At 55.5% G+C, this 22,658-nt stretch carries 22 protein-coding genes, 1 tRNA gene and 2 pseudogenes; 6 read left to right on the forward strand and 19 right to left on the reverse strand.

The genetic code is table 11. The features are described 5' to 3' along the window. Positions 1–376: 376 nt before the first annotated feature. The 9 genes from VAE57_RS10600 to VAE57_RS10640 form a co-directional block, all read right to left on the reverse strand. On the reverse strand, positions 377–871 hold the full coding sequence (locus tag VAE57_RS10600) for a cyclic nucleotide-binding domain-containing protein (RefSeq protein WP_322821852.1): 495 nt from the start codon (positions 869–871) through the stop codon (positions 377–379). 27 nt (positions 872–898) lie between these two features. Beyond that, positions 899–1,948 (reverse strand): lysylphosphatidylglycerol synthase transmembrane domain-containing protein, encoded by a 1,050-nt coding sequence (locus tag VAE57_RS10605; protein ID WP_322821853.1) that lies wholly within the window; start codon positions 1,946–1,948, stop codon positions 899–901. Positions 1,949–2,069: 121 nt separating this feature from the next. Continuing rightward, the gene (locus VAE57_RS10610; protein ID WP_322821854.1) at positions 2,070–2,348 is read right to left on the reverse strand and encodes an acylphosphatase; all 279 of its coding nucleotides are present in this window, start codon (positions 2,346–2,348) and stop codon (positions 2,070–2,072) included. 185 nt (positions 2,349–2,533) lie between these two features. Beyond that, positions 2,534–2,938, reverse strand: a complete 405-nt coding sequence (locus tag VAE57_RS10615) for a hypothetical protein (RefSeq protein ID WP_322821855.1) — start codon at positions 2,936–2,938, stop codon at positions 2,534–2,536. A 49-nt stretch (positions 2,939–2,987) separates the two neighbouring features. Beyond that, positions 2,988–3,062: transfer RNA gene (locus VAE57_RS10620), tRNA-His, on the reverse strand. Between the two features lie 55 nt (positions 3,063–3,117). Further along, positions 3,118–3,945 (reverse strand): class I SAM-dependent methyltransferase, encoded by an 828-nt coding sequence (locus tag VAE57_RS10625; protein WP_322821856.1) that lies wholly within the window; start codon positions 3,943–3,945, stop codon positions 3,118–3,120. A 464-nt stretch (positions 3,946–4,409) separates the two neighbouring features. Continuing rightward, complete coding sequence (locus tag VAE57_RS10630) at positions 4,410–4,802, reverse strand: response regulator (RefSeq protein ID WP_322821857.1); 393 nt, start codon at positions 4,800–4,802, stop codon at positions 4,410–4,412. Then, positions 4,799–6,463: an ATP-binding protein gene (locus VAE57_RS10635; protein ID WP_322821858.1), complete on the reverse strand. Its 1,665-nt coding sequence runs from the start codon at positions 6,461–6,463 to the stop codon at positions 4,799–4,801. The genes VAE57_RS10630 and VAE57_RS10635 overlap by 4 nt, the downstream gene beginning before the upstream one ends. 2 nt (positions 6,464–6,465) lie before the next feature. After that, positions 6,466–7,554: a PstS family phosphate ABC transporter substrate-binding protein gene (locus tag VAE57_RS10640; RefSeq protein WP_322821859.1), complete on the reverse strand. Its 1,089-nt coding sequence runs from the start codon at positions 7,552–7,554 to the stop codon at positions 6,466–6,468. Positions 7,555–7,768: 214 nt separating this feature from the next. Between VAE57_RS10640 and VAE57_RS10645 the strand changes: the two genes are divergently transcribed. The 4 genes and pseudogenes from VAE57_RS10645 to VAE57_RS18800 form a co-directional block, all read left to right on the forward strand. Then, positions 7,769–8,152 (forward strand): metalloregulator ArsR/SmtB family transcription factor, encoded by a 384-nt coding sequence (locus VAE57_RS10645; protein ID WP_322821860.1) that lies wholly within the window; start codon positions 7,769–7,771, stop codon positions 8,150–8,152. A gap of 82 nt (positions 8,153–8,234) precedes the next feature. Beyond that, positions 8,235–9,563 (forward strand): FAD-dependent oxidoreductase, encoded by a 1,329-nt coding sequence (locus VAE57_RS10650; RefSeq protein ID WP_322821861.1) that lies wholly within the window; start codon positions 8,235–8,237, stop codon positions 9,561–9,563. After that, positions 9,554–10,777 carry an MFS transporter gene (locus VAE57_RS10655; RefSeq protein WP_322821862.1) on the forward strand — a complete coding sequence of 408 codons (1,224 nt, stop codon included), beginning with the start codon at positions 9,554–9,556 and terminating at the stop codon, positions 10,775–10,777. Before VAE57_RS10650 ends, VAE57_RS10655 begins: the two co-directional genes overlap by 10 nt. Positions 10,778–10,897: 120 nt before the next feature. Next, positions 10,898–12,177 (forward strand): annotated as a pseudogene (locus VAE57_RS18800) (FAD-dependent oxidoreductase); the annotation flags it as partial. A gap of 152 nt (positions 12,178–12,329) precedes the next feature. Here the strand turns inward: VAE57_RS18800 and VAE57_RS10670 are convergent. From VAE57_RS10670 to VAE57_RS10685, 4 genes are all read right to left on the reverse strand, one after another. Then, on the reverse strand, positions 12,330–12,581 hold the full coding sequence (locus VAE57_RS10670; RefSeq protein ID WP_322821863.1) for a hypothetical protein: 252 nt from the start codon (positions 12,579–12,581) through the stop codon (positions 12,330–12,332). Between the two features lie 112 nt (positions 12,582–12,693). Then, complete coding sequence (rpoD, locus tag VAE57_RS10675) at positions 12,694–13,890, reverse strand: RNA polymerase sigma factor RpoD (RefSeq protein ID WP_322821864.1); 1,197 nt, start codon at positions 13,888–13,890, stop codon at positions 12,694–12,696. 75 nt (positions 13,891–13,965) lie between these two features. Continuing rightward, positions 13,966–15,114 carry an acyl-CoA dehydrogenase gene (locus tag VAE57_RS10680; protein ID WP_322821865.1) on the reverse strand — a complete coding sequence of 383 codons (1,149 nt, stop codon included), beginning with the start codon at positions 15,112–15,114 and terminating at the stop codon, positions 13,966–13,968. A gap of 26 nt (positions 15,115–15,140) precedes the next feature. Next, the gene (locus tag VAE57_RS10685) at positions 15,141–16,313 is read right to left on the reverse strand and encodes a carboxylate-amine ligase (RefSeq protein WP_322821866.1); all 1,173 of its coding nucleotides are present in this window, start codon (positions 16,311–16,313) and stop codon (positions 15,141–15,143) included. Positions 16,314–16,679: 366 nt separating this feature from the next. Between VAE57_RS10685 and VAE57_RS10690 the strand changes: the two genes are divergently transcribed. Together VAE57_RS10690 and VAE57_RS10695 are read left to right on the forward strand one after the other, a co-directional pair. Next, positions 16,680–17,864 carry an MBL fold metallo-hydrolase gene (locus tag VAE57_RS10690; RefSeq protein WP_322821867.1) on the forward strand — a complete coding sequence of 395 codons (1,185 nt, stop codon included), beginning with the start codon at positions 16,680–16,682 and terminating at the stop codon, positions 17,862–17,864. Between the two features lie 184 nt (positions 17,865–18,048). After that, the gene (locus tag VAE57_RS10695) at positions 18,049–18,660 is read left to right on the forward strand and encodes a biotin transporter BioY (RefSeq protein ID WP_322821868.1); all 612 of its coding nucleotides are present in this window, start codon (positions 18,049–18,051) and stop codon (positions 18,658–18,660) included. A 962-nt stretch (positions 18,661–19,622) separates the two neighbouring features. Here VAE57_RS10695 and VAE57_RS10700 read toward each other — a convergent pair. From VAE57_RS10700 to VAE57_RS10725, 6 genes and pseudogenes are all read right to left on the reverse strand, one after another. Continuing rightward, a complete protein-coding gene (locus tag VAE57_RS10700; RefSeq protein ID WP_322821869.1) occupies positions 19,623–19,928 on the reverse strand; it encodes a hypothetical protein in 306 nt (101 codons plus the stop codon). Continuing rightward, complete coding sequence (locus tag VAE57_RS10705; RefSeq protein ID WP_322821870.1) at positions 19,925–20,176, reverse strand: hypothetical protein; 252 nt, start codon at positions 20,174–20,176, stop codon at positions 19,925–19,927. The genes VAE57_RS10700 and VAE57_RS10705 overlap by 4 nt, the downstream gene beginning before the upstream one ends. A gap of 97 nt (positions 20,177–20,273) precedes the next feature. Next, positions 20,274–20,786 carry a CRISPR-associated protein Cas4 gene (gene cas4, locus VAE57_RS10710; RefSeq protein WP_322821871.1) on the reverse strand — a complete coding sequence of 171 codons (513 nt, stop codon included), beginning with the start codon at positions 20,784–20,786 and terminating at the stop codon, positions 20,274–20,276. Continuing rightward, positions 20,783–21,010 (reverse strand): hypothetical protein, encoded by a 228-nt coding sequence (locus VAE57_RS10715; protein WP_322821872.1) that lies wholly within the window; start codon positions 21,008–21,010, stop codon positions 20,783–20,785. The genes cas4 and VAE57_RS10715 overlap by 4 nt, the downstream gene beginning before the upstream one ends. Further along, positions 21,010–22,176 (reverse strand): M50 family metallopeptidase, encoded by a 1,167-nt coding sequence (locus VAE57_RS10720; protein WP_322821873.1) that lies wholly within the window; start codon positions 22,174–22,176, stop codon positions 21,010–21,012. The genes VAE57_RS10715 and VAE57_RS10720 overlap by 1 nt, the downstream gene beginning before the upstream one ends. 162 nt (positions 22,177–22,338) lie before the next feature. After that, positions 22,339–22,658 (reverse strand): annotated as a pseudogene (locus tag VAE57_RS10725) (hypothetical protein); the annotation flags it as partial.

Below are 22,658 nucleotides of genomic sequence, written 5' to 3' on the forward strand. Positions count from 1 at the left end.
TCGGTGTACGCAAGCCGGTATGCCCTGGAAGTACGTGCGTGCGGCGACCGGTGGTGTGGCAGACGCACCACAGCGACACAGAGAACACAGAGCGGTGAGCGATCTTATGCACCGTCCGGAGGGGCAGGTGCTGAACCTGTCCCGCCGGAACCTGCCTATCTGTATCATACAGGTGATCACCATAATCGTTACGTCAGATCGGTTATCGTGCCCGTTTGTCATGCGCATGTCGCAGCGTGTGGAGTGCGGCGGCCATGCTGCCGCACCAGTCGTGCTCACGAGCCGGCGCGTGTTATGCCGTTGACCCGGCTGGTCACGGGGATGCTGTCCGTACTCGTCCGATCATGGCGTCTGTCAGTAATGAATGAGCTACCTTTCAACGCTTACCCAACTCACCCTGCTGCCAGCGAATATTGCCGCGTAGCAGCAAATTCGATGAGCGAAGCTTATACGCGAGATCGGCAGCCATATTGCGCATCACCAGATACCCGATCCGCGGGTTACGTTCGCACAACGTGGCAAAATCGCGTTCACGAATGACCAGTAGCACGCATGGATCAACACAGACCACCGTTGCTGAGCGCGTGGCACCTCCGAGAAGTACCATCTCACCAAAACTCTGACCACTGTAGAGCAGATTGATGGTTGAAGGCGTGAAAGTTCCGTCAGGGCCACGCGTGTTGATCACAATGCGCACACAACCCTCATGAATGACGAACAGCTCATCACCTTCATCACCCTCGTTGAATACGTGCTGGCCGCTGGCAAGTCGTCTCACCTTACAGATGGTCGCAACCTGCAACAGCTCTTCATCGCTCAGACCGCTCAACAGCTCAACCCGCCGCAGATTCTCGACGACACTTTTGTGCATAACCCCCCCTGTGCGTCGGCTGGTCATTTAGTCGTGTGACGATACCTCTAACGAACCGGTACGCACTTTTGAACTGCGTACCAGTGGTGTTACAGGCTCGTGCATTAGCCAGTGGTAACAAATTGCGGCAATAGGAGCGGCCAGCCAGTAGTTGAAGAGACGGAAGATGATCGCAGCCGGCACTGCTGCCGGGCCTACTCCCATCTGGCTCAGTACGGCTACCAGCGCAGCCTCAACCGTACCGCCACCGCCGGGCAAAACATTAAATGTAGAAGTTACCAGTGCCACCCCAAACGCTGCCAGCACTACCGCAAAACTGACATCAGTCCCCAGCGCATGCAACACGATCAGCATCGCCAGACTATGACCGCTGAGGGCGGTTAACTGGATCAAAACCAGCAGCATGACATCACGGCGACGATGAATGAGCAGGCTGCGACCACGGGCCAAATCGGCAACGATGCGATCAATCCAGGCACTACTCCACTGCTTGCCGATGAGGCGGCCAACCCGATATTGCAGACCACCGAGCCATTGGCGTAGTGTCTGTTCACTACGGGTCAAGACAAAGATCGCAATACCGATCACCGAAAGACCCACCAGACCGGCGATATAGCTGGCACCGGTCGCTTCAAGGCCACGCCAGGCAAAATAGCCGAGGCTAAACGAGAAGACCAGCAGCATGGCAACCACATAACTTAGTGTCTCTAGGGAAGCCAGTAGTGCCGACTCTCCGGCACGAATGCCACGGCGGTTGAAGTTACTCATGAGAAACGCATAGCTACCAACACCACCGGCAGGTACCGACTGACTGATGATAATCGCGGTGAGAGCAGTTGCCCAGAGACGGAGGAGACCTATGCGGTAGCCAAGTGAACGAAGCACGAGATTAAAGACCTGTGCGCTCATCAGGTAACTGATGGCTATCAACACCAGTGCCACCAGGAGCCAGCCATGTTTGGCTTCATTCAAAAGGCTGAACGCTTCTACGATCCATTCTCGGTTAAGGATCGCCAGGGTAGCGACACCGATGCTGATCAGGGCACTGGTAATCAGTTTCCACCGTTTGACTCCCATATGTGTCCTTTCACGCCGCGGAGTCTCTGTTTTAATGCTGACAGGGGTAACAGCGTTATGCGGAGAGCGCTTTTGTGTCTGTACAATCACTCTTCCCCGTTTTATTGTGCGGCGTTTCTCTCTACCAGACAATGGTAAAGATCCCTTCTTTACCGGTTGGCTCTTCCCAATGAACTTCGACCCGTTCGACTTGCGCTTGACTGGGGCCACTGTAGCACCAACTGATGAGTTTTTGAACGGCTGGTCGTGTTCCTTCAAAGACTGCCTCCACGCGACCATCGCTCAGGTTCCGTACCCACCCTTTGACTTGCGCTTCGCGCGCCCGGTCGCGTGTGTACGCCCGGAAACTCACCCCTTGTAGGCGACCGGAAATAAAGACATGAGCACGAACAAGATCCACAAGTCACCTGTCTATAACTATACGATACGCTTCTTACCCGGCTATTGCTGAGTATATCGCACTCGGAGCCGCTACGCAACTGAACCTGGGTAAAAAGTTTGTCAGAGTGCAGTGTCGGCAGGACACCATGACCGGTCATGACTGTTGCCCGGATTTCGTGCGTATCGCACAGTTAGCGCCACTGTTTATCTGACGTTGCCGGAAAGGATGCAGGTTGCAGCTTCCTGCACTGATAGGTGCATACGTACACCACATGCTGCCGCAGCCTGGTTGAAGGCACTGACCACGCCATTAGCCCACGTGTCAGCAGCATCACCGATGCGGGCGCTAGTGTGAGCGACAGCGATTGCCGGAATACCAGCGGTATCGAGTAGCTCCAGGCCGGCAATACCGGCCTGCTCTTTGCCAATCCCGGCATCGTTGAAGACAACACCACTCAGTGGTACAGCGAGCGCGTAACGGGCCGAGCTGATACCACCGTGCGAGCCACTCACCACGAATAATCCCTGATCGTGTTCGTTGAGGTATGAGATTGAGTCCATTAATACGACCAGGGCATTCTGGAAAGGAATAACGGTTTTGTGGGCCATAGCGTCTGGTACAAAAAAAGCCGGGATAACCCCCAGCTTTTCGCTCGTGTGGGGTGCCTGATGGGATTCGAACCCACAACTTCCTGATCCACAGTCAGGCGCTCTGCCGTTGAGCTACAGGCACCGTACAACGATTATGAATATAGCATAACCGGCCCTTCTCGTCAAATAGATGAGCATTACTGGAGCACACTGAACACCACAATCCCGTATTGCCACTGGGCGCGCAGACGCAGACCGGCGGCAGTGAAGGAGTGGTTCAGGTCAGCAAGCGTAGGAAACTGAAGCCCGCCACTTGCCAGGAGTTGCTGAATCCCTTGACCAAGCGGTGTGGATGCTGCAACCAGGCTCATCATCACACCGCGTCCTTGCTGACTCAAGAGCCGACGCCACTCCGATAGTGCCGCTGGAATGTCGCCGATTTCATTAAGGCTACCACCCATAACCAGCGCATCGACGGTTCCATCGGCAAAGGGCATAGCCTGGGCGCTGGCACGAATAAAGCTGATCGAAAGCCCCTCGCGGTAGGCACGTTGCTGGGCTTCCTGGAGCATTGCCATACTCAGGTCAATCCCAACCACAAAACCACTGGCGCCACTCTGGCGGCGAACACGTTCCAACGCACGTGCGTATAGACCATTGCTACAACCAACGTCAATCATCAGACCTCCCCGCTCGGCGCCCGCCAGACCGGTAATCAGTTTGAGTTCGCGGGGAAGGGGAAAATGCTCACCGCTGAGTAAGCTGAGTGCGAATGGCCGCCAGGTGCGTTCGTAAGCCCATGCGGCGACCGGTACCTCGTTGACCACCTGCGCAGCGCTGGTTGGCCGGTGTTGCCCGATCATGTCGAGAATGCCGTCTTTAATCAGATATGTCGTGGCACACACCGGACAGCGTAGCCGTCCAGACACAATCGTACCGTTGACTACACGCTCGACCTGTTCTACTGTCAACGTCACTGTTGGGTGGCGTGGACAGCCAAGCAGAGGTAAGATTCTGGCATCCATAATTTCATCGTATCACAACACGTACACTAAAACTTATTTCGTAAAGACTGTGCTGTCATGATCCCAGACGGTCGCACAGGCGCATACATGCTAGCCAATCGCCAACAATGGTATATCCCACTCCCAGGCTGCCGATATGGCAGCGAGGAGGGCCGCCGCCCATCGTCGGTGCCATCATATGCTGGATTGGTTGCCTTGCCCACCTGTCATGCGCGTGTCGCGGCGTTTGGAGTGCGGCAACCATCTGGTGCAGGTCACGCTGTTGACCCTGCTGGTCGCAGCAATGCTGTGAGTGCTCATCACATTGATAAAGTCCGTCAATAATGTATGTCTGTAGCGTCGAGGACTCGCTGATGGTCAGGCGCAACAGATATCGAGGTAGGGGGGCATGGCCGTGCAATAGAGGTTTGCAGGCCACGCTCCTTTTCTCGCGGCTGGTCAGGCGATGCTTGGGGCCGATACGTTCATGGTGTGTGCGAAGAAAAACGAGATGCCTGCCCGGTGTAGCGACGGGCAACATCGATGAGCTGTTCGTAGTCAATCGGTTTGGCTAGAAACTCGATACATCCCGCTCGCTTTGCCCGTTCGATATCGTTGCGGGTGACGTGACCACTCACAGCGACAACCGGGATTGAGTGTAATTCTGGATCATGTCTGACGTATTCGGTTGCCGTCCAGCCATCAAGACCGGGCATCGATAAATCCATCAGAATCAGATTTGGGCGTCGTTTTCGGGCGATCTGAAGTGCAGCATGGGCATCTGCAACTAATTCGACGGTAAAGCCACTAAATTGCAACATCTGTCCGATAATATGACGATTATCGACATTATCGTCAACAACGAGAATATAGCTCATGCGAGTTCTCCTATCAGATGTGGTTGCAGTGGTAACGATGTGGAGTCTGCCGCAGCAAGAGGTGCAGTGGGCAGCCAAACGGTAAAAGTTGAGCCAACACCAATGTCGCTCTCTACGTCAATTGTGCCACCAAGGGCCAGTACAATTTGCTTGCTGAGTGCCAGACCGAGACCGGTGCCTTCATAACGACGGGTGACCGACTCGTCAATCTGGCTGAACGGTTTGAAGAGTTTGTCCTGCTTATCACGTGGGATACCAATCCCGGTATCAATAACGTCGAAGCGAATGCCATCGATCCCGTTGCGCTGCTCTCGCACAACGTTAAGCCGAATTGTTCCCCGTTCGGTAAACTTAGCTGCATTACCGAGGAGATTGATCAAAACCTGCCGTAAGCGGCGTTCATCGGTCTCGATAGTGCAAATGTCCGCCGGGTAATGGGTAATCACCTGATTGTGGTTGCGTTGAGCCAGAGGTAACGTCATTGTTGCCACGTCTTCGACCAGTGGTGCGATAGCAACCTGTCGGTATTCCAGTTCGAGCGCTCCCTGTTCAATACGGGCAAAATCGAGCACATCGCTGATCAGGGCGAGCAAATGACGGCCAGACGAGAGAATGCGCTCCAGATAGTCAGCGTGCGGCTCACTCACGGCCTTACTCAGATGCAGCAACTGCGCGTATCCGAGAATGGCATTGAGCGGAGTACGTAATTCATGGCTCATTGTCGCCAGGAAGGCACTCTTGGCCTGACTGGCGGCCTCTGCGGCGGTGCGCGCACGCTCTGCTTCAGCCTCAGCCTGTTTACCACGCACAATCTCTTCCATCAACTGAGCCTGACGTGCGAGACTCTCTTGCAGTGCGCGATTGCGTTCTTCCAGTTCGGCACGTTGTGCCCGCAGGCTGCTCAACATCTGATCGAATGCCTGAGCCAGATCGCCAATCTCATCACGAGTCTGCTCGTTGATAGAACCGACAAGGTCACCGGCGGCTACCCGATTAGAAGCATGAGCCAATCGCCGCAACCGACGGGCAATGCGGGCAGACAGGAACAAGCCAATCGCCGCTGAGATGATAATCGCAACCGCCGTATCGAACAAGATGAAGGTGCGCGCAGTCGCATAACTGCTGGCAACAACATCGAGTGATGCCCGTGCCTGTTGCTGGTTCTCTTGTACCAGCAGATTCATTTCTCGATCAAGCGTAGCGTAAACGGGATTCATGCGAGAATAAAACGGTTGCACACTACCATCACTCACCAGGCGTACAGCCGGTATGAAGCGCTCGTGATTGGCGCGCACCACCTCGTGCCAGGCTGCCTCAACGGCATCTAATTGACGACGTTCACGCTCGGAGCCGCTTAGAGCACGGTACGCCTGCACGTAGTCGGCCATTTCGGTTTCAATCACACGCATCTGATCGAGGATGCGGGCGCGATCGCCGTTGTTGGTATAAATCAGAAATTCGAGCTGGCGAGCACGATAGCGATTGATCGCTGCTGTCATATCACCGACTGTGTCAAGTGATGGAATCGTATGACGCTCGATGAAGACAGCACGTTCATTCATTACGGCCATCTGATGTGTCGCAAAAGAGCCAAGGATCATCATTAGCAGGAGGTCGATGGCCAGTGCTCCTAACAACTTTACGCGAATCGGAAAGCGCATCGCTAGCGATCCTCTAGTTGCAACAACTGCTCGATTGATAGACCGACCTGCGACCCGCCGGTGAAGACGGAACCGGTGATCCGTTGCTCCACCCGCTGCAAGGCAAGCTGATAAACAGTTTCCGGTAGGGGAACGTACAGGGCTTGCTCAGCAAACGTAGTGCCATTTTGTAAGTAGAATCTGATAAATGCTTCGATCTGTGGTCGATTCAGACTATCGGCGCGAACATAGATAAAAATCGGGCGTGCGAGCGGTTGATAACTCCCGTCAACAATTGTTTCAACCGTTGGTGCAACACAGCCCCGACCGTTATCGATGGCAACTGCACGTAATTGATCGGCGTATTCAGCGTAATAGGCATAGCCAAAAAAGCCTAAACCTAGCCGGTCAGCAGCAACATCCTGGGCCAGGAGATAATCATCTTCGCTGGCAGTGTAGTCGTTCCGGCTTATCCCTTCCACACCCACAATTGCCGAAGTGAAGTAATCGTATGTTCCGGAATCAACACCGGCACCGTAAAGATGCAAAGGCTCAGCGGGCCATTCGGCCCGAATCTGATTCCAGCGCGTGATGTGATTGGTTGCTTCAGGCGCCCACATCAGATTCAGCTCAGCGACGGTCAGGCAGTCGGCCCAGGTGTTTTGCGGATGCACAACTACAGACAGGCCATCGAACGCGACCGGTAATTCGATAAAGTTGACACCTGATGCAACGCAGGCGTCAATTTCTTTCTGCTTGATGGGACGCGAAGCGTTCGAGATGTCAGTCTCACCGGCGCAAAAGCGGGTAAATCCACCTCCAGTACCGCTCACACCTAGACGGATCGTAACGTTGGGTGCCAGGTCGCCAAATGCAACTGCTACCCGTTCAGTGATCGGAAAGACAGTACTCGATCCGTCGATCTTGATGTCGCCGGTAAGTTGGGCGAGATCGGTGTCCGGCAAGCGAAACGCCGCTGTGGGGGAGAGCAGCGGCGCTTCGGTAGTTGGGTAGGGGGTGATTTCTAGTCGCTCGGCAGGCGATACACCAGTACCACAGGCAACAAGCAGGAGCAGGATCAAACTAAAGCAAATGATACGTAATAATCGCATACGTGGCTGTGTTTATGCTTTGATGCCGTCATTCTGTTCTACCGCACAACCCGCCTTATTATAGCGCTCTGATGCTGTGTCGTTGGTTAAGGAAATATTAAGATTGGCTGAAGTCTTGGTGCGAAGGCTTCACTCGGAGATTACCACACACAGCATATTGACAATTTTCAATATACTGCTATACTACACGTGTCGAGGGGTCCAGGGAGGTAGTATGAATGCACAGTCTACAGATCAGGAAACATCAGCCGTGCAGATGATGCCGTGCTGTGCACCGGCGATCAGGGTCACGCTCGGCGATGCTGAGGCTGTACAGCTTGCCGATGCATTGTCGTTGCTCGCGCATCCGATCCGTCTGCGCTTGCTGGCCATCCTGGCCCGCAACGCCGGTCACGTCTGCGTTTGTGATCTTGAAGCGGCCCTTCCTGTCAAGCAGCCAACCGTTTCGCACCACCTGCGGTTGCTGCGTGATGGTGGTCTGATTGAGGGTGAGCGGCGCGGGCAGTGGATTTACTACGCGGTTCGCCACGAGGCACTGGCAGCCGTGCGGTTGTTGATCGATCAGTTTTTTGCCTCTCTTACGCCGGATAAGGCTTGAGCTGAATAGGGTAAGAGAGGCAATTTTTTTGTATTTTGCATATCGATAATCTTCGATATGATAGTAGAAAGGAAGCAACGTTATGCCTCTCCCAATCGCGATTATCGGTGCCGGTCCGGTTGGTCTGGCTGCGGCCGCTCATCTCGCTGAACGTGGTACATCGTTTGTCGTTCTGGAAGCCGGTGATAAGGCTGGTGCTTCTGTCTCGCGCTGGGGGCATGTGCAGATGTTTACGCCGTGGCGCTATTGTGTTGACTCCGCAGCCAATCGTCTGCTCACTGCTGCCGGTTGGCAGATGCCGCCGGCTGACAGCTTTCCGACAGGTGCCGAACTGGTTGAGCGCTATCTGATGCCGCTGGCCGATCTGCCAGCGATGGCCCCACATATTCGCTATCGTCAGCGGGTCGTGGCGGTTGCCCGCCGTGGACATGACCGGCAGCGCGGTCGTGATCGCCGGCGTGTGCCCTTTCAGGTGACAACCGTTAACGATAACGGACAAGAGTCGTTGCTGCTGGCGCGAGCTGTGATTGATGCTTCGGGTACCTATCTCTCGCCTAATCCGTTAGGCGCAGCCGGGGTACCGGCGATTGGTGAGCGTAATGCTGCTAACCACATCTTTTACGGCATTCCCGATGTTTTGGGTCGGGATCGTGTGCGCTACGCGAACCGGCGAGTGCTGGTAGCCGGGAGTGGGCATTCGGCGTTCAATACCCTGCTCGATCTGGTCAGGCTCAGTAAGACTGCACCAGATACCCAGGTGATCTGGGTGGTGCGGCGTGATTCGACTACGCTCGAACGCATTTTCGGTGGTGGCGAGGCCGATGCACTGGTGAAACGGGGGCGATTGGGCCAGCAGGTACGGGCGCTGGTCGACTCGGGACGGGTGAGTCTGGTCACGGGCTGGCACACCGATCAGATTCAGCGTACTGCCGATGGGTTGATTGTGCGTGATGGTGAACGCACCCTACCGCCGGTTGATGAGATTGTCGTTTGTACCGGGTTTCGACCCGATCTGACACCGGTGCGCGAATTGCGGCTGGCGCTCGATCCAATTGTTGAGGCGCCGGTTACGCTGGCCCCATTGATCGATCCCAACCTGCACAGTTGTGGGACAGTACCACCGCACGGGATTACAGAATTACAGCATCCAGAACCGGACTTTTTCGTGGTCGGGATGAAGAGCTACGGGCGGGCACCAACCTTCTTGCTTCTGACCGGCTATGAACAGGTGCGTTCGGTGACTGCGGCGCTGTGTGGTGACTGGGAAGCTGCCCAACGGCTTGAGTTGACATTGCCGGAAACGGGTGTTTGCAGCGGGCCGGATGGTGATGGTAGTGTATGTTGTACCACCATTCCACATGCTTTCTCCGCCACAATTGAATTGCAGCCAACATCACGCTCATGCTGTTAAAACGCTTCCACTCCGGTCGTATCTACTACGGCTGGGTCATGCTCTTGACCGTTTCGATCACGGAGGTTATTTCGTGGGGCATTTTGTACTATGCCTACAGCGTCTTCATTTTGCCGATGAGCCGTGATTTAGCGGTCGATCAACTGGTCATCGCAACCGGTTATGCAGTGGCGCTGCTGACCAATGGCCTGGCAGCGCCACTGGTAGGCTGGTGGCTCGACCGGGCCGGTAGTCGGTGGTTGATGACGGCAGGGTCATGTCTGGGATGTGGTCTGCTGGTCGTGTGGTCACAGATCACGACGCCAGGGCAGCTCTACCTGGTGATGGCTGGGATTGGTGTGGCGAGTGCTGCTGTGCTCTACGAGCCGGCCTTTGCGATTGTCGCAACCTGGTTTCGCCGCGAACGGGGTCGGGCCTTGCAGATTTTGACCTTTTTCGGGGCGTGGGCCAGTTTCGTCTTCATCCCGCTTTCCGGCTGGCTGGTCGATTGGCTTGGCTGGCGTTCGGCCCTGATCGTCCTGGCGCTGATACTCTCTCTGACCATACCACCGCACGCACTGATACTGCGCCGTCGTCCGGCGGATCTTGGGCTGGAACCTGATGGTGTATCTCAAAACACCTATCTCAATCATCCACCTGAACCTTCGTTACAATGGCGAGCGGTGATTGCCAGGTCGCGATTCTGGCTGATCAGCCTTGCGTTTGCGATCAGCAGCTTTGCAACGGTCGCTATGACCGTTCATCTCATTCCGTACCTGATCAGTCGCGGTGAGCAGCTTACCTTTGCCTCGGCAATGGCTGGTCTGCACGGCTTGATGTCACTCCTCGGTCGGCTGTTGCTCGGCCCTCTCGGTGAACGCTGGCCGCGCTGGCTGGTCACCGGCGGTCTGTTTGGGTTGCAGATGATTGGTCTGACGATTCTGGCACTCTCAAACCATCCTATCGCTGTGCTGGTCTATGTTGCGCTGTTCGGAGCGGGAGCCGGTACCCAAACGATCATGCGGGCAGCGCTGATTGCCGAACAGTACGGGGTGGCAAACTACGGTGTGATTAGCGGATTGCAAAACGCGCTGCTGACCGTGGCCCGAACGATAGCGCCGGTGGGGGCAGGGGTGCTGGTAGGATGGATCGGATATGACGGCATGGCGTGGTGCCTGATCGGGTTGTTGGGACTTGGGGTACTGGCACTGGTGGGGAGCGGAAACGTAACCTGATCGATGACAGATGCATCTTTAAATAGAGGTATTTTCTGTTCAGAAACCTGGAGGAGTTGAATGGGGCGACGGGTGGTCGTGATCGGTGGTGGGGCAGCAGGCATGAGTGCAGCGGCCAAGGCGCGACGCACTGATCCAACACTTGAGATTGTGGTGTATGAGCGGTCGGGATTTGTTAGCTACGGTGCCTGTGGCTTTCCGTATGCTATCAAGGGCGAGATTGCGCGGGTTGAAGACCTGATCGTGCGCACGCCAGAACAATTCGCCAGGCAAGGCATTCAAGCCCTGGTGCGACACGAAGTACTAGAGATTGAACCAAACCGACAGACGGTGCGTGTGCGGGATTTGCGCAGCGAACGCGAGTTTGTAGACCATTGGGATGAACTGGTGGTGACGACAGGTGGCAACCTGGTCGTCCGCCTTTGCCGGGCATTGATCTTGCCGGTGTCTTTACGCTGCGTCAGGTTGAGGATGCGCTGGCAATTAAGGCATGGTTGAACGAACAACGACCGCATACCGGCGTGATTATCGGGGGTGGGTATATCGGGCTAGAGATGGCTGAAGCGCTGGCCGCGCATGGCATGTCGCTCACCCTGATCGAACGGTTGCCTCAAGTGCTACCGGGTATGGATGCCGATCTGGCAAGTCAGATCGAGGCAGAGCTGATCCGACAGCGGGTGGATCTGCGTCTGAACCAGACGGTGCAGGGGCTTGTCGGCCATGAACGGGTACGTGCGGTTATTGCTGAAGGGCAGACCATCCCGGCAGAGATCGTGATTCTCGCCGTTGGGGTCAAACCAGGCATTGCGCTTGCCCAGGCTGCCGGAATCGAGTTGGGGCCAACCGGGGCGATTGCCGTCGATGATCATCAGCGTACCAATCTTCCGCAGGTATGGGCAGCGGGTGATGTGGCTGAAGCGTGGCATCGGGTCATGCAGAAACCGGCATGGATGCCGCTCGGTACTACGGCCAATAAACAGGGGCGCGTAGCGGGCGAGAATCTGGCCGGTGGTGATGCCCGGTTTGGTGGTATTGTCGGTACGGTAGCGGTCAAGGTCTTTGCGCTAGAGGCTGCAATGAGTGGTCTGTCGCTGGCGCGGGCGCAGGCTGAGGGGTTTACCGCCGAGGCTGTTCAGGCAACTGCTGGCTCGCGGGCACACTATATGCCGGGCCATCAGCCGATTACCGTTTCGCTGGTATTTGATCGGAATACACGCCGTTTGCTGGGTGGTCAGATGGTTGGTCGCGAAGGTGTGGCGAAGCGAATTGACACGATTGCGGCTGCGCTGCAAGCTGGCTGGACGATTGATGATCTGGCTGAGCTTGATCTGAGCTATGCGCCACCGTTTGCGCCGGTTTGGGATCCGATCCTGGTGGCGGCTAATCTGGCTCGGAAGTAATACGGCGGTAGCGAGGATGGCTGGGCGCGGGATTCTAGCCCGCGCCACGGGGAGCATGTAGTTTGTCTCTGCTATCGAGGGCTGGTTGGGGGGGCATTCTGCCTTTTATGATGGCCATCATCCTGTGGTAAAACCTATTTCAAGAAGTTATTTCATTCATTACTGATTGTGACAGGCAAACACAGCATCCCTCTGACCGGTATGATCAACAGCGCGACACGCGCCGGATCGTGACCACGGCTGGAGCGGCAGCCTGGCTGCCGCACTCCAAACGCTGCGCCACGGGCATGATGAGCGCCAATCCAGTGCGTGATGGCTATGGAGATGGTCGTCAATACTCCTCGCTGCCATCCCAGCAGACTGGGAGTAGGATACGCTGTCGTTGGCGGTTGGTAAGCGTTCATGTACCTGTGTGACAGTATGAGCGTGCGACAGCACAGCTTTTATGAAATAAGTTCTGGCTTGCCAATAAAATATGGGGCACGTCGCGACGTGCCCCGGCGTACCCGCTAACGCTCAAATTTGATCGAGGTAATCCTTCAGCAGCTTGCCCAACCGTGGATGGCGTAATTTGCGCAGCGCCTTAACTTCAATCTGCCGCACCCGCTCGCGGGTGACGCCGAACGCTTTGCCGACCTCTTCGAGTGTGCGTGGCTGCCCATCAGCCAGGCCGTAACGTAACTCAAGTACCCGACGCTCGCGCTCACTGAGCTGATCGAGAGCAGCCGTAATCTGCTGGCGCAGCATGCCGCTGGCAGCAGCATCATCGGCATCGAGCGCATGCGGATCGGGAATGAAGTCGGCTAGCGTACTGTCAGCCTCTTCGCCGACCGGTGTAGCCAGCGATACCGGGTCCTGGGCAGTACGGCGCAGCTCGCGCAGCTTCTCCTCACTCATTCCAAGATGGTTCGCCAACTCGGTATCGGTTGGTTCACGACCGAGCGATTGGGTGAGTTGTCGACGGGCCGCCTGAATGCGGTTGAGCGTTTCGCCAAGATGAACCGGTAGCCGCACCAGACGGGACTGATCGGCGAGGGCCCGGGAAAGTGCTTGCTTGATCCACCATGTGGCGTATGTACTGAACTTGTAGCCCTTGGTGTAATCAAATTTTTCGATAGCACGCAGCAATCCGAGGCTGCCCTCTTGAATGAGATCGAGGAGAGGCAGTCCACGGTCACGGTAGCGCTTGGCAATACTAACCACAAGGCGCAGATTAGCGGCTGCCATTTGCTGTCGCGCTTCCTCACCTTTCGCCTTCAATTGTTTCAAGCGAGCTGCTTCCGGGCTATCAGGTGGCAATGTCGCCAGCTTGCGCTCGGCTTCCTGACCCTGCTCGATCAACTGCGCGAGTCGCTTCTCTTGTTCTGCGGTAAGCAGTGGAACCTGACCGATTTCGCGCAGGTAGAGGCGGACGCTATCGCTGAGCAATGCGTCTGACAACTCGTCATCGAGATCGAGGTCCATTGTGGCAGGTGATGATGGCTCATCGTCCAGAGCCGTTTCATCACCTTCCTGCACCGGAACACCGGCCTCGGCTAATGCGGCATAGATGGAGTCGATCAATTCAATCGACTCATCAGGGTTGGGAACCAGCCGCTGAATATCCTCAAATGTAACGAAGCCTTGTTGCCGTCCCTGCGCGATCAGTGCCTGCAAATCTGCGGGATTAATTGCAGGAGCGGCGCGGTCGGTCTCGGGCTGGCTCTGCGTCATACTACTTCCTCGTCTGAGACCTCACAGGCAATAGCAAGCTACTATCGTTGGCTCTTCACATTGTAGCACAAGCTGCTATCCGCGCAGGCCAAGAACGGAATGTGCGATAACTCCACGCAAGATTTCCGACGTCCCTTCGCCAATGGTCAACAGGCGGGTATCACGGTAGAGACGTTCCACCGGATACTCCTGGCTGTAGCCGTAACCACCGAAGACTTGAATGGCGTCGCGACAGATGCGCTCTGACGCTTCCGAGGCAAAGAGTTTGGCAATCGCTGCCTCGCGGGTATAGGGGCGACCGGCATCTTTCAGGCGGGCCGCGCCATAGACCAGGGCTCGTGCGGCGGCCAGATCAACCGCCATATTGGCGATCATATTCGCAACCGACTGATGAGCACCAATCGGTTTGCCAAACGCCGTTCGTTCGCGAGCATACGCTACCGCAGCCTCGTAGGCGGCCTGAGCCAGGCCAATCGCCATCGCCCCGATCCCAATCCGACCACCGTCAAGAACCTGTAAAAACTGGATGAATCCGCGTCCGCGCTCACCAAGCAGATTTTCCCTAGGGACGCGCACATCGTCAAGCATCACGGCGGTACTTACCGAACCACGTAAACCCATCTTCGGTTCGTGCTTTCCGAAGCTTAGCCCTGGGGTACCACGGGGAATGATAAACGCCGAAATACCCTTCTTGCCCAGATCGGGATCGGTCACGGCGGTCACGATGATGTGGCCGGCGATGGGGGCATTCGTGATCCACATCTTCTGGCCGTTGATCACCCACTCGTCACCGACCAGGCGGGCAGTGGTGCGGGTAGCACCGGCGTCTGAACCAGCGTGCGGTTCGGTCAGGCCAAACGCTGCCAGATACTCACCTTTAGCAGCCGGTACGAGAAAGCGCCGTTTCTGTTCTTCAGTGCCGAACATCGCAATTGGGGCACTGCCCAGACCGAGATGGGCAGCGTAGGCGAGCGCCGTGCTGCCACAACAGCGAGCAACCTCTTCAATGGCAATCGCAGTGCTGAGACTATCGGCACCGGCACCGCCGTACTCTTCGGGAAACGGCAGTCCCATCAAGCCGAGCTGGGCCATTTTGGCGAAGGTTTCGCTTGGAAATGCACTATGTTCATCGACATATCGCGCTTTCGGCGCGATCTCTTTTTCGGCGAATTCACGCACCGTTTGCCGGATAAACTGCTGTTCTGGTGTTAATTCAACATCCATGTTGAAATCCTCTCTAGTATGCTGGCTTAGCTATGCGCTGCCTGGCTTTGCACATCCGTCTCAAATGCCATCACCGGCACACCTTCCATCGTCTCCTCCATCAAATTATCAACCACTGCCTTGAGATCATTGGTTTCGGCGAAGATGCGCAACTGCCGATCAGCGCTGGTGCCGTTTTCGACAATCTTGAGCAGATATTCTACCTCACGTCGCGATCCCAGTATGTCAACCACATCGTCGACCAATTCGACAATCTCGTGCACCAACGCCTTTGTTTCAACCTCTTTCCGTTTGCCGAAATCGATCAACTTCCCGTCTAACCCCCAACGCTGAGCGCGCCACTTGTTCTCGTTGATCAGGGCGCGGCGATAGACGCGGAAGGTCGTGTTCTCTTCAAACATGGTATAGAACTTCACGATCAGCGCCTGCATGGTGGCGGCAAGGGCCAGACATTCTTCGACTTTCGTGGCAATGTCGCAGACGCGAAATTCGAGTGTGCCAAAGAAGGGGTGCGGGCGGAGATCCCACCAGATCTTCTTGCCGTTATCGATGCAGCCGGTATTGACCAGCAACTGAACGTACCGTTCAAACTCGCTAGCTGAGTGGAAGGTTGGCGGAATCCCGGTGCGTGGGAAGGTGCTGAAGATAACACTGCGGTAAGACTTAAAGCCGGTATTGCGTCCCATCCAGAACGGTGACGAGGTGCTCAGGGCCAGCAGGTGCGGGCAGATATAGCGGGCTACATTCATCAGCTCAATTGCAACCTCGTTATTTGGCATCCCGATGTGGCAGTGCATGCCGAAGATCAGCAGTTGTAACGCTGCTTCTTGCATCTCGCCCACGACCATATGGTAGCGTTCATCGGGTGTGATCTCTTGCTGCATCCATGAGGAGAAGGGATGAGTACCGGCAGCGACAATCCGCAAATTATGACGCGCCGCCAGGCCGGCAATCGCACTACGCAGACGAACAATTTCCGCTCTTGCCTCGCTAATTGTGCGACAGGGGTGTGTGCCTACCTCGACGATACTCTGGTGCATCTCTGGCTTGATCTGCTCGCGCAGAATGGTACGGCCCGGCTCAAGAATTTGCGTAATGTAACTGCGCAACTCGCGTGTTTCGGGATCGACGATCTGGTACTCTTCTTCGATCCCAAGCGTAAACGCAAAATCGGCATCATTGGGATTATAGACGCTCACCGCGCACTCCTCACTGATTATGAGACTGATCTCCGGTACTCTGTATTATATCGCGTCTTTGCGATATATGGGGTGACTGCATGAGAAACTGGCAGGGCTTGGGCTGGAACAGGTATAGGTTTTGCTGCCATTCTGAGCGGTGGATTGTGTTCAGGTGAGGTATGCGGACGGTCTGAGGCACAGTTTTGCCGGGCTGGTACAGCGACGGGTTCCCGAACCTGCTAAGCCGGTTCATTTGCCCAATAATACATTCGAGAAACAAACGACAACTCAGGTCACCTGGATTGTACTTGTTTCACAATGTTGCAACCTCTACACTTATCTTTGTATACGCCTACACAATCAATCAGCGCAAAGGAGCGTACAATGACAACCCTTAATTATCCGCCATCCGGGCTTAGTATCTTAGAACCGGCGGAATTGTATGCCGAACTTCTGACCGAACAACCGCTATTTATTCTTGATGTACGGAATGAGCTGGAATATGCCCGTCATCGAATTCGCGGGCGATACCCTATACCAACCCTCAACATTCCGTATTTTGCGTTTATCGAAGATGAAGAGAGTGCGGTAGCTCAGGTGCCGAAAGATCAGCTCCTGACAGTTATCTGCGCTAAAGAAGGTTCATCGCAGTATGTCGCTGAACTGTTGGCCGCTCGTGGGATTGCCACCCGCTACCTACGTGGCGGATTTCAAGCCTGGCTTGATTTCTACGACGTTCGCGATGTTGTTAATGCCAGTTGGGGACGTATTGTTCAGATTATCCGTCCGGCGCGAGGTGATCTCAGTTATGTGATTATCAGTGCCGGTGAAGCTGCTGTCGTTGATCCGGGACGCCATATTCACCTGTATCAGGAGGTGGTTGCTGCGGCTCACGCCGACATAACACGGGTATTGTTGACCCATCTCGCCGCAGGCCGGTTGTCGGGTGGCGCGGCACTGGCTGGTGAGAGTAGGGCGTTATTAGCAATGCATCCTTACGATGCCCTTCATCCACGAATCCTATCGCCAACCCATTTTACGTATGTTCCTTTGCCTGGCGGCGAACGGTTACCACTGGGGCAGTTGTTGATCGAAGCTCACTGGTTCCCCGGCCACACACCCGGTCATCTGGTCTACCGCGTGATTTCGCCAATGGGTGATCGTTTCTTGTTGACCGGTGACGCTCTACTTCTTAATGGATGTGGTCGCACCGACCTTGGTGGTCATGCTCAGGAATGGACGGCGTTGCTCTTCCGTAGTTTACAGGATGTTCTGCCCACGCTGGTCGATGATCAGACACTGATACTACCATCTTCATTCCTGAGTCTGGCCGAAATCGGATCCGATGGCGTCGTAGCTGCACCGTTTGCCCGACTTCGCGCACAGCATCCGGCGTTGCAGGTTGACAGTGCAGCTTCGTTGCTACCAATGGTGACCACGAGATCATCAGAACTACCGGCAGCAGTCGATACATTCTGGCGTGTCAATTTGGGGCTGCAACATCTGACTGATGAAGAGGCTTTCGAGCTGGAGGTTGCGCCATCGTGGTGTGGATTAAGCGAGTATTGAGGTCAGGAACATGATCTGACACTTACCTCTCGGTAGCATGCCTGTTACTACACCGGTACAAGATCGGATATACTATTAGCACCGATGTGATGTACCTGGTTACCGGTGGTCATAAGATAGTGTGCTATCGGGTTATCAGGTCTTTCAGAGCGGGAAGAAGTACGCTGTACTGAGTGGAGGTGTCATGAATCAGACATTGACCACAACAGGGACACTGGCGCAGGCGGTTTTACCGCGTCGAGGCTGGCTGGCAAATGCCTGGGTCGCTGATACGCTGCTGGTTGTGCTGGGAAGTTTGCTGGTGGCATTGAGTGCGCAGATCCGCATCTCGCTGATGCCATTCTCACCGGTGCCGATTACTGGTCAGACATTTGGGGTTTTGCTGGTCGGGAGTCTGCTGGGGCCACGATTGGGACTACTGGCACTCTTGCTCTATCTGCTTGAGGGGGCAATTGGCTTGCCTTTCTTTGCCGGTGGTTCGAGCGGATACACGCACCTCGTGGGGGCAACGGGTGGTTATTTGATTTCTTTCCCGCTGGCGGCAGCACTGTGTGGCTGGCTGGCCAACCGTGGCTGGGATCGTCGCTTTATGCCGGCAGTAGCCGTCATGGTGTTGGCAAACGTACTAATCTACGCGATTGGTGCAACGTGGCTGGGCTTCTTTATTGGGTTTGAAAACGCCCTGTTGAAGGGTGTATTGCCGTTCCTGCCCGGCGATGCGCTCAAGATCGTCCTTGCTGCCATTGCCCTGCCGGGTGGCTGGCAGATGGTCAAATGGCTCCGCAAAGGGGAGTAGCCGCTACTACGTAACTACCAGGATAGCAGTGATATAAAATGTGGGCGAAAGCTAAGCCTTCGCCCACATTTTATTGTCCTACTTAACCCAAGTTGCTCCCTTTGTCATCACAGAGACACGGAGCACACAGAGGATGGGTATAACCCGAGTTGCTGACTTGAGATGTGACGTAGCGAGTCCATAGGAACCGGCTGCTCTCCCTATCGTTATGCGGCTTACACCACCCCGTATTGAGGGCAATGCCGTGCTGTTCGTCCTGGTAGTCAGCCTCCATGGCCTGCTCACAGCATAGATGGCAACTTGAGTTGCATTAATGTGATGAGGGCAATGCCAGATTCACATACGTGCAACAATGCGGGTACCTGGTATGGAGATCGCAAAATCTGTCAAGAAGTGGCGATCATGCTCACTCTGCCGATGGTGTTGGTGGGAGGATAGATCACAGAAATACGAGAACCTGTTTCAAAAACCTCTGCTAGCAGTTATCTCATTCATTCCTGACCGACTCTCTAATCGTAACGAGCACACCTGGCATCCTCGTGACTAGCAGGGTCAATGGCGTGTCACGCACCGGATCGTGAGCACTGCTGCTGCGGCAGCCTGGTTGCCACACGCCAAACGGTGCGACACCGGTATGACAGGCGAGCAAGGCAACCAATCCAGCGTATGCCAGCACGATCACTGAAGCTGTTCTCTGACAACGGGCCAGAAGCAGGGCAGGCTGTTGTTGGTGATTGGCATGCGTGCATGCTATGAGCAGGCCGTAGAGGTTGACTACCAGGATGAATAGCACAACGTGCCCGCGACACTGTATGGCATAACCGCACGGACGATGTGGGGAGCAGCCAGTTCCTATGGATGTGCTACGTCACGCCTCACGGTAGCAATCCGGGTTATCCCCATCCTCCGTGTCGCTGTGGTGACGAAGGGAGTAACGTAGGTTAACATAAGTTCTGCTACGCTCATTCCGCGTCAGGCGGCAGACACTGAATACACACCCGAAAAGGAATGCCCTGCTCGCTCACCACCCGTACACCGTCACGTGTACCACAGTAGCGGCAAACCGACAAATTCTCGATTTCATCGGCTCGCCACAACTGTGGTGTGTGACTCAGCTCCATTGGCGTCTCGGTGGAGAGGACGCCAATTCGAACACAGACAGCGGCTGGAAAGATATCGGCTACTTTTGCAGCCAGATTGTAGTGGTATGAATAGACTTCGTCGCCGACCATCATGCCGCGTAAGCGGGGATGTGGTTGGATTTTCATACCTGTGCCAATCGTTCCATCAACTGTTGTAATTCATGGGATGATAATGAACAGACATCGCTATCGGCAAACATTAACTCGTCCAACACCTCGCGAATCAGCGTCTCTTCACCGACCGGAACTGTCACTTCACCCTGTTCGAGGCTGTAAAAGTGATCGAACGCCCATTCAGCTAACTGCTCAATTGATAAACGTCCGGCAAGATGTTCAGCAATTGCCGCCATGACATTGTCACTGGTAAGATACATAGGTTTCCCTGTCGCTAACTATATATACTGCGCTTCATGGTAGCACAAAGTTAGCCAAAAGGTGGTATCTGATTGTGAGGAATTAGCCCGCTATTCGTTAGACGAGAGCGTCCTCACATTGCGAACGAAAACCGCATCCCCGACAACGAGCGGCATCATCGTGGTTGCGCACAACATCGACCGCTGAAAGCAGATCGCGCATGTCAGCCAGGGTGGCTAACACCTCTGCGCGTACCGCCGGTGTATAGCGAAGCCTGAACGTTTCCTCTGCATAGCGGAGCAGGCCGTAGGGAGGCGCAACACCGGTTGTTTCTTCAAGTAATACCAGATATGCAGCCAGTTGCATCAGATCAGAGGGGTATGGTTGCGGAGCACGGCGATGAGGTTTTACTTCAACCGGGATCAAGTGATCCCCCCGTTGCAGGATATAATCTGGCTTGCCGGTCAAACCCAGGCGGGCACTAAAGAGCGGGCGAGTCAGCGTCCGTGTCTCGCCGACATCGGTACTGACCACCCGCGCCCAGGGTAATCCGCTACGTTGACGCAGGATGATGGCTATCAGCCAGACGACCAGCGCACAAAGAATGAGAGCAATGCCCAATCCTATCATCGGATTGCCCACCAGACGAGACCTGCACCGCCAAGCAGGAGAGCGCATCCAATCCAGAGCAGCCGCTGGCTGGCGTGTACCAACCGACCGTGTCGTACATGTCCTAACGTACCGAGTACACGACGCTCTGCGCCGTCTGGCTCAATGCCTGCCACCCGTCGTAGCCACCACGACCGTGCACAGTAGTAATACTCGCCTATTTCACTGGCTCGAATGATGTCCATCAGCGTCCAAAGATCGGTGTCCCCTGCACCGCATTCAACACATCATTCACCGTCAATAGCGCCATCAAACCCATCAGTGCCATAAAGCCGAAGGCGTGAACCAGGGCTTCCTTCTCTGGTGGCAGCTTCTTCCCGCGCACCCATTCGATTAGTGCAAACAGAATATGGCTGCCGTCGAGGGCCGGGATTGGCAGCAGGTTCAGGATGAAAAGGTTCAGGCTCAGCACCGCCGTGAGCGACCAGAATGAGACAAAGCCGTCAGGTTGCCGAATCACCTCACCGGTGGCGCGGGCGATTCCAACCGGCCCTAGCGGCTCTCCGGTTGGGGGTGGTGTTGGACTGAATAGTCCGGCCAGGGCTGCCGGTAAATCGGCCAGCATCATCACCATCCGACCGGTCAAATCAACGCTGTGCATCAAACCAGCACCGAAGGCGGCAAGCGGATTGATCGGCTGATTCTCCACTTGTGGGCCATAACTGAAGCCAAACCCGGCACTGAACTCTCGTCCGTCAGGAGCCGTCCATGGGCCAGGGGTGACCTGTAGCGTGACCTCTGTTCCGTTGCGCAGGACAACAGCCGCGATAGTTGTCCCCAGGCGGCGTTGGGCAACAGCACGGATGGTCGTTTCGTCGTATACCGGTTCGCCATCAAGCAAGATCAACTCATCTCCGGCCTGGAAGCCGGCTGCTGCGGCAGGAGTGCCGGGAAAGACATTGCTAATCAGCATCCGACCGGTTGGAGTTGGCACACCTACCGTTGCGAAGAGGATGCTGAAGATCACAGCGGCCAGCACAAAATTCATGACCGGACCGGCCAGCATGACCGGAATTTTACGCCACGGCGGGGCAGCGGCCAGACTACCGGTACCGTACACCGCATCTTTCTCGCCGTCCGTCCCGGCAAAGCGCACAAAACCGCCGAGCGGGAGCCAGTTGAGGGTATACTTAATCCCGTTTCGCTCAAACAGCACCAGCGCACGGGGCGGGAAGCCTATCCCAAACTCTTCAACCTTGATCCCCATTCGCAGACCGACCCACAGGTGTCCCAATTCGTGGACAATCACCAGCAGGCTGAGCATCAGCAGAAAAACCAACACGGTCAGTAAGGGATCAAGAATACTCCCTGCGACCTGTTGCCAGATAGAATTGACATCTGCTACGAGCATAGTTCGCTCCAATGGTAGAGTAATAACGGCGACGAGCCAACCGCCCGCCGCCGCTCGTGTGCATAGGTAGTTTACCGGATCGATCTGGTCACGTCAAGGGATTCGACTCAGTTTCAGCACACCACAGCACAACAACCAAAACGATGAAGCCTTGCGCCTGCCCTACGGTTTGCGCTTCAGATAGATGTTCTCAAAACCGATGTTAAGCGTCACAGTACCGCCTGATATAGCAGGTACAATCGGTGCGCCATCACGGGTATAGGCGGCGATAAACGAACTAGTCGGCAACGTAATCTGGCGCAACGTATCATCAACCGACCAGACTACATCGAGCACAAAGCCGTCGCCGCTGAAGCGATAGGCTTCAAAGCCAGCGCCGTAGCCGGTAAAGGATTGCGGTGGAATGCGAACTTCGTTGAGGCGTTCAATAGCCGTCTTCATTGCGATATATGCCGGACGTGGTTGTTGGCTACTGTCGAGCA

It is taken from the genome of Chloroflexus sp., assembly GCF_034434295.1.
Classification (GTDB): domain Bacteria; phylum Chloroflexota; class Chloroflexia; order Chloroflexales; family Chloroflexaceae; genus Chloroflexus.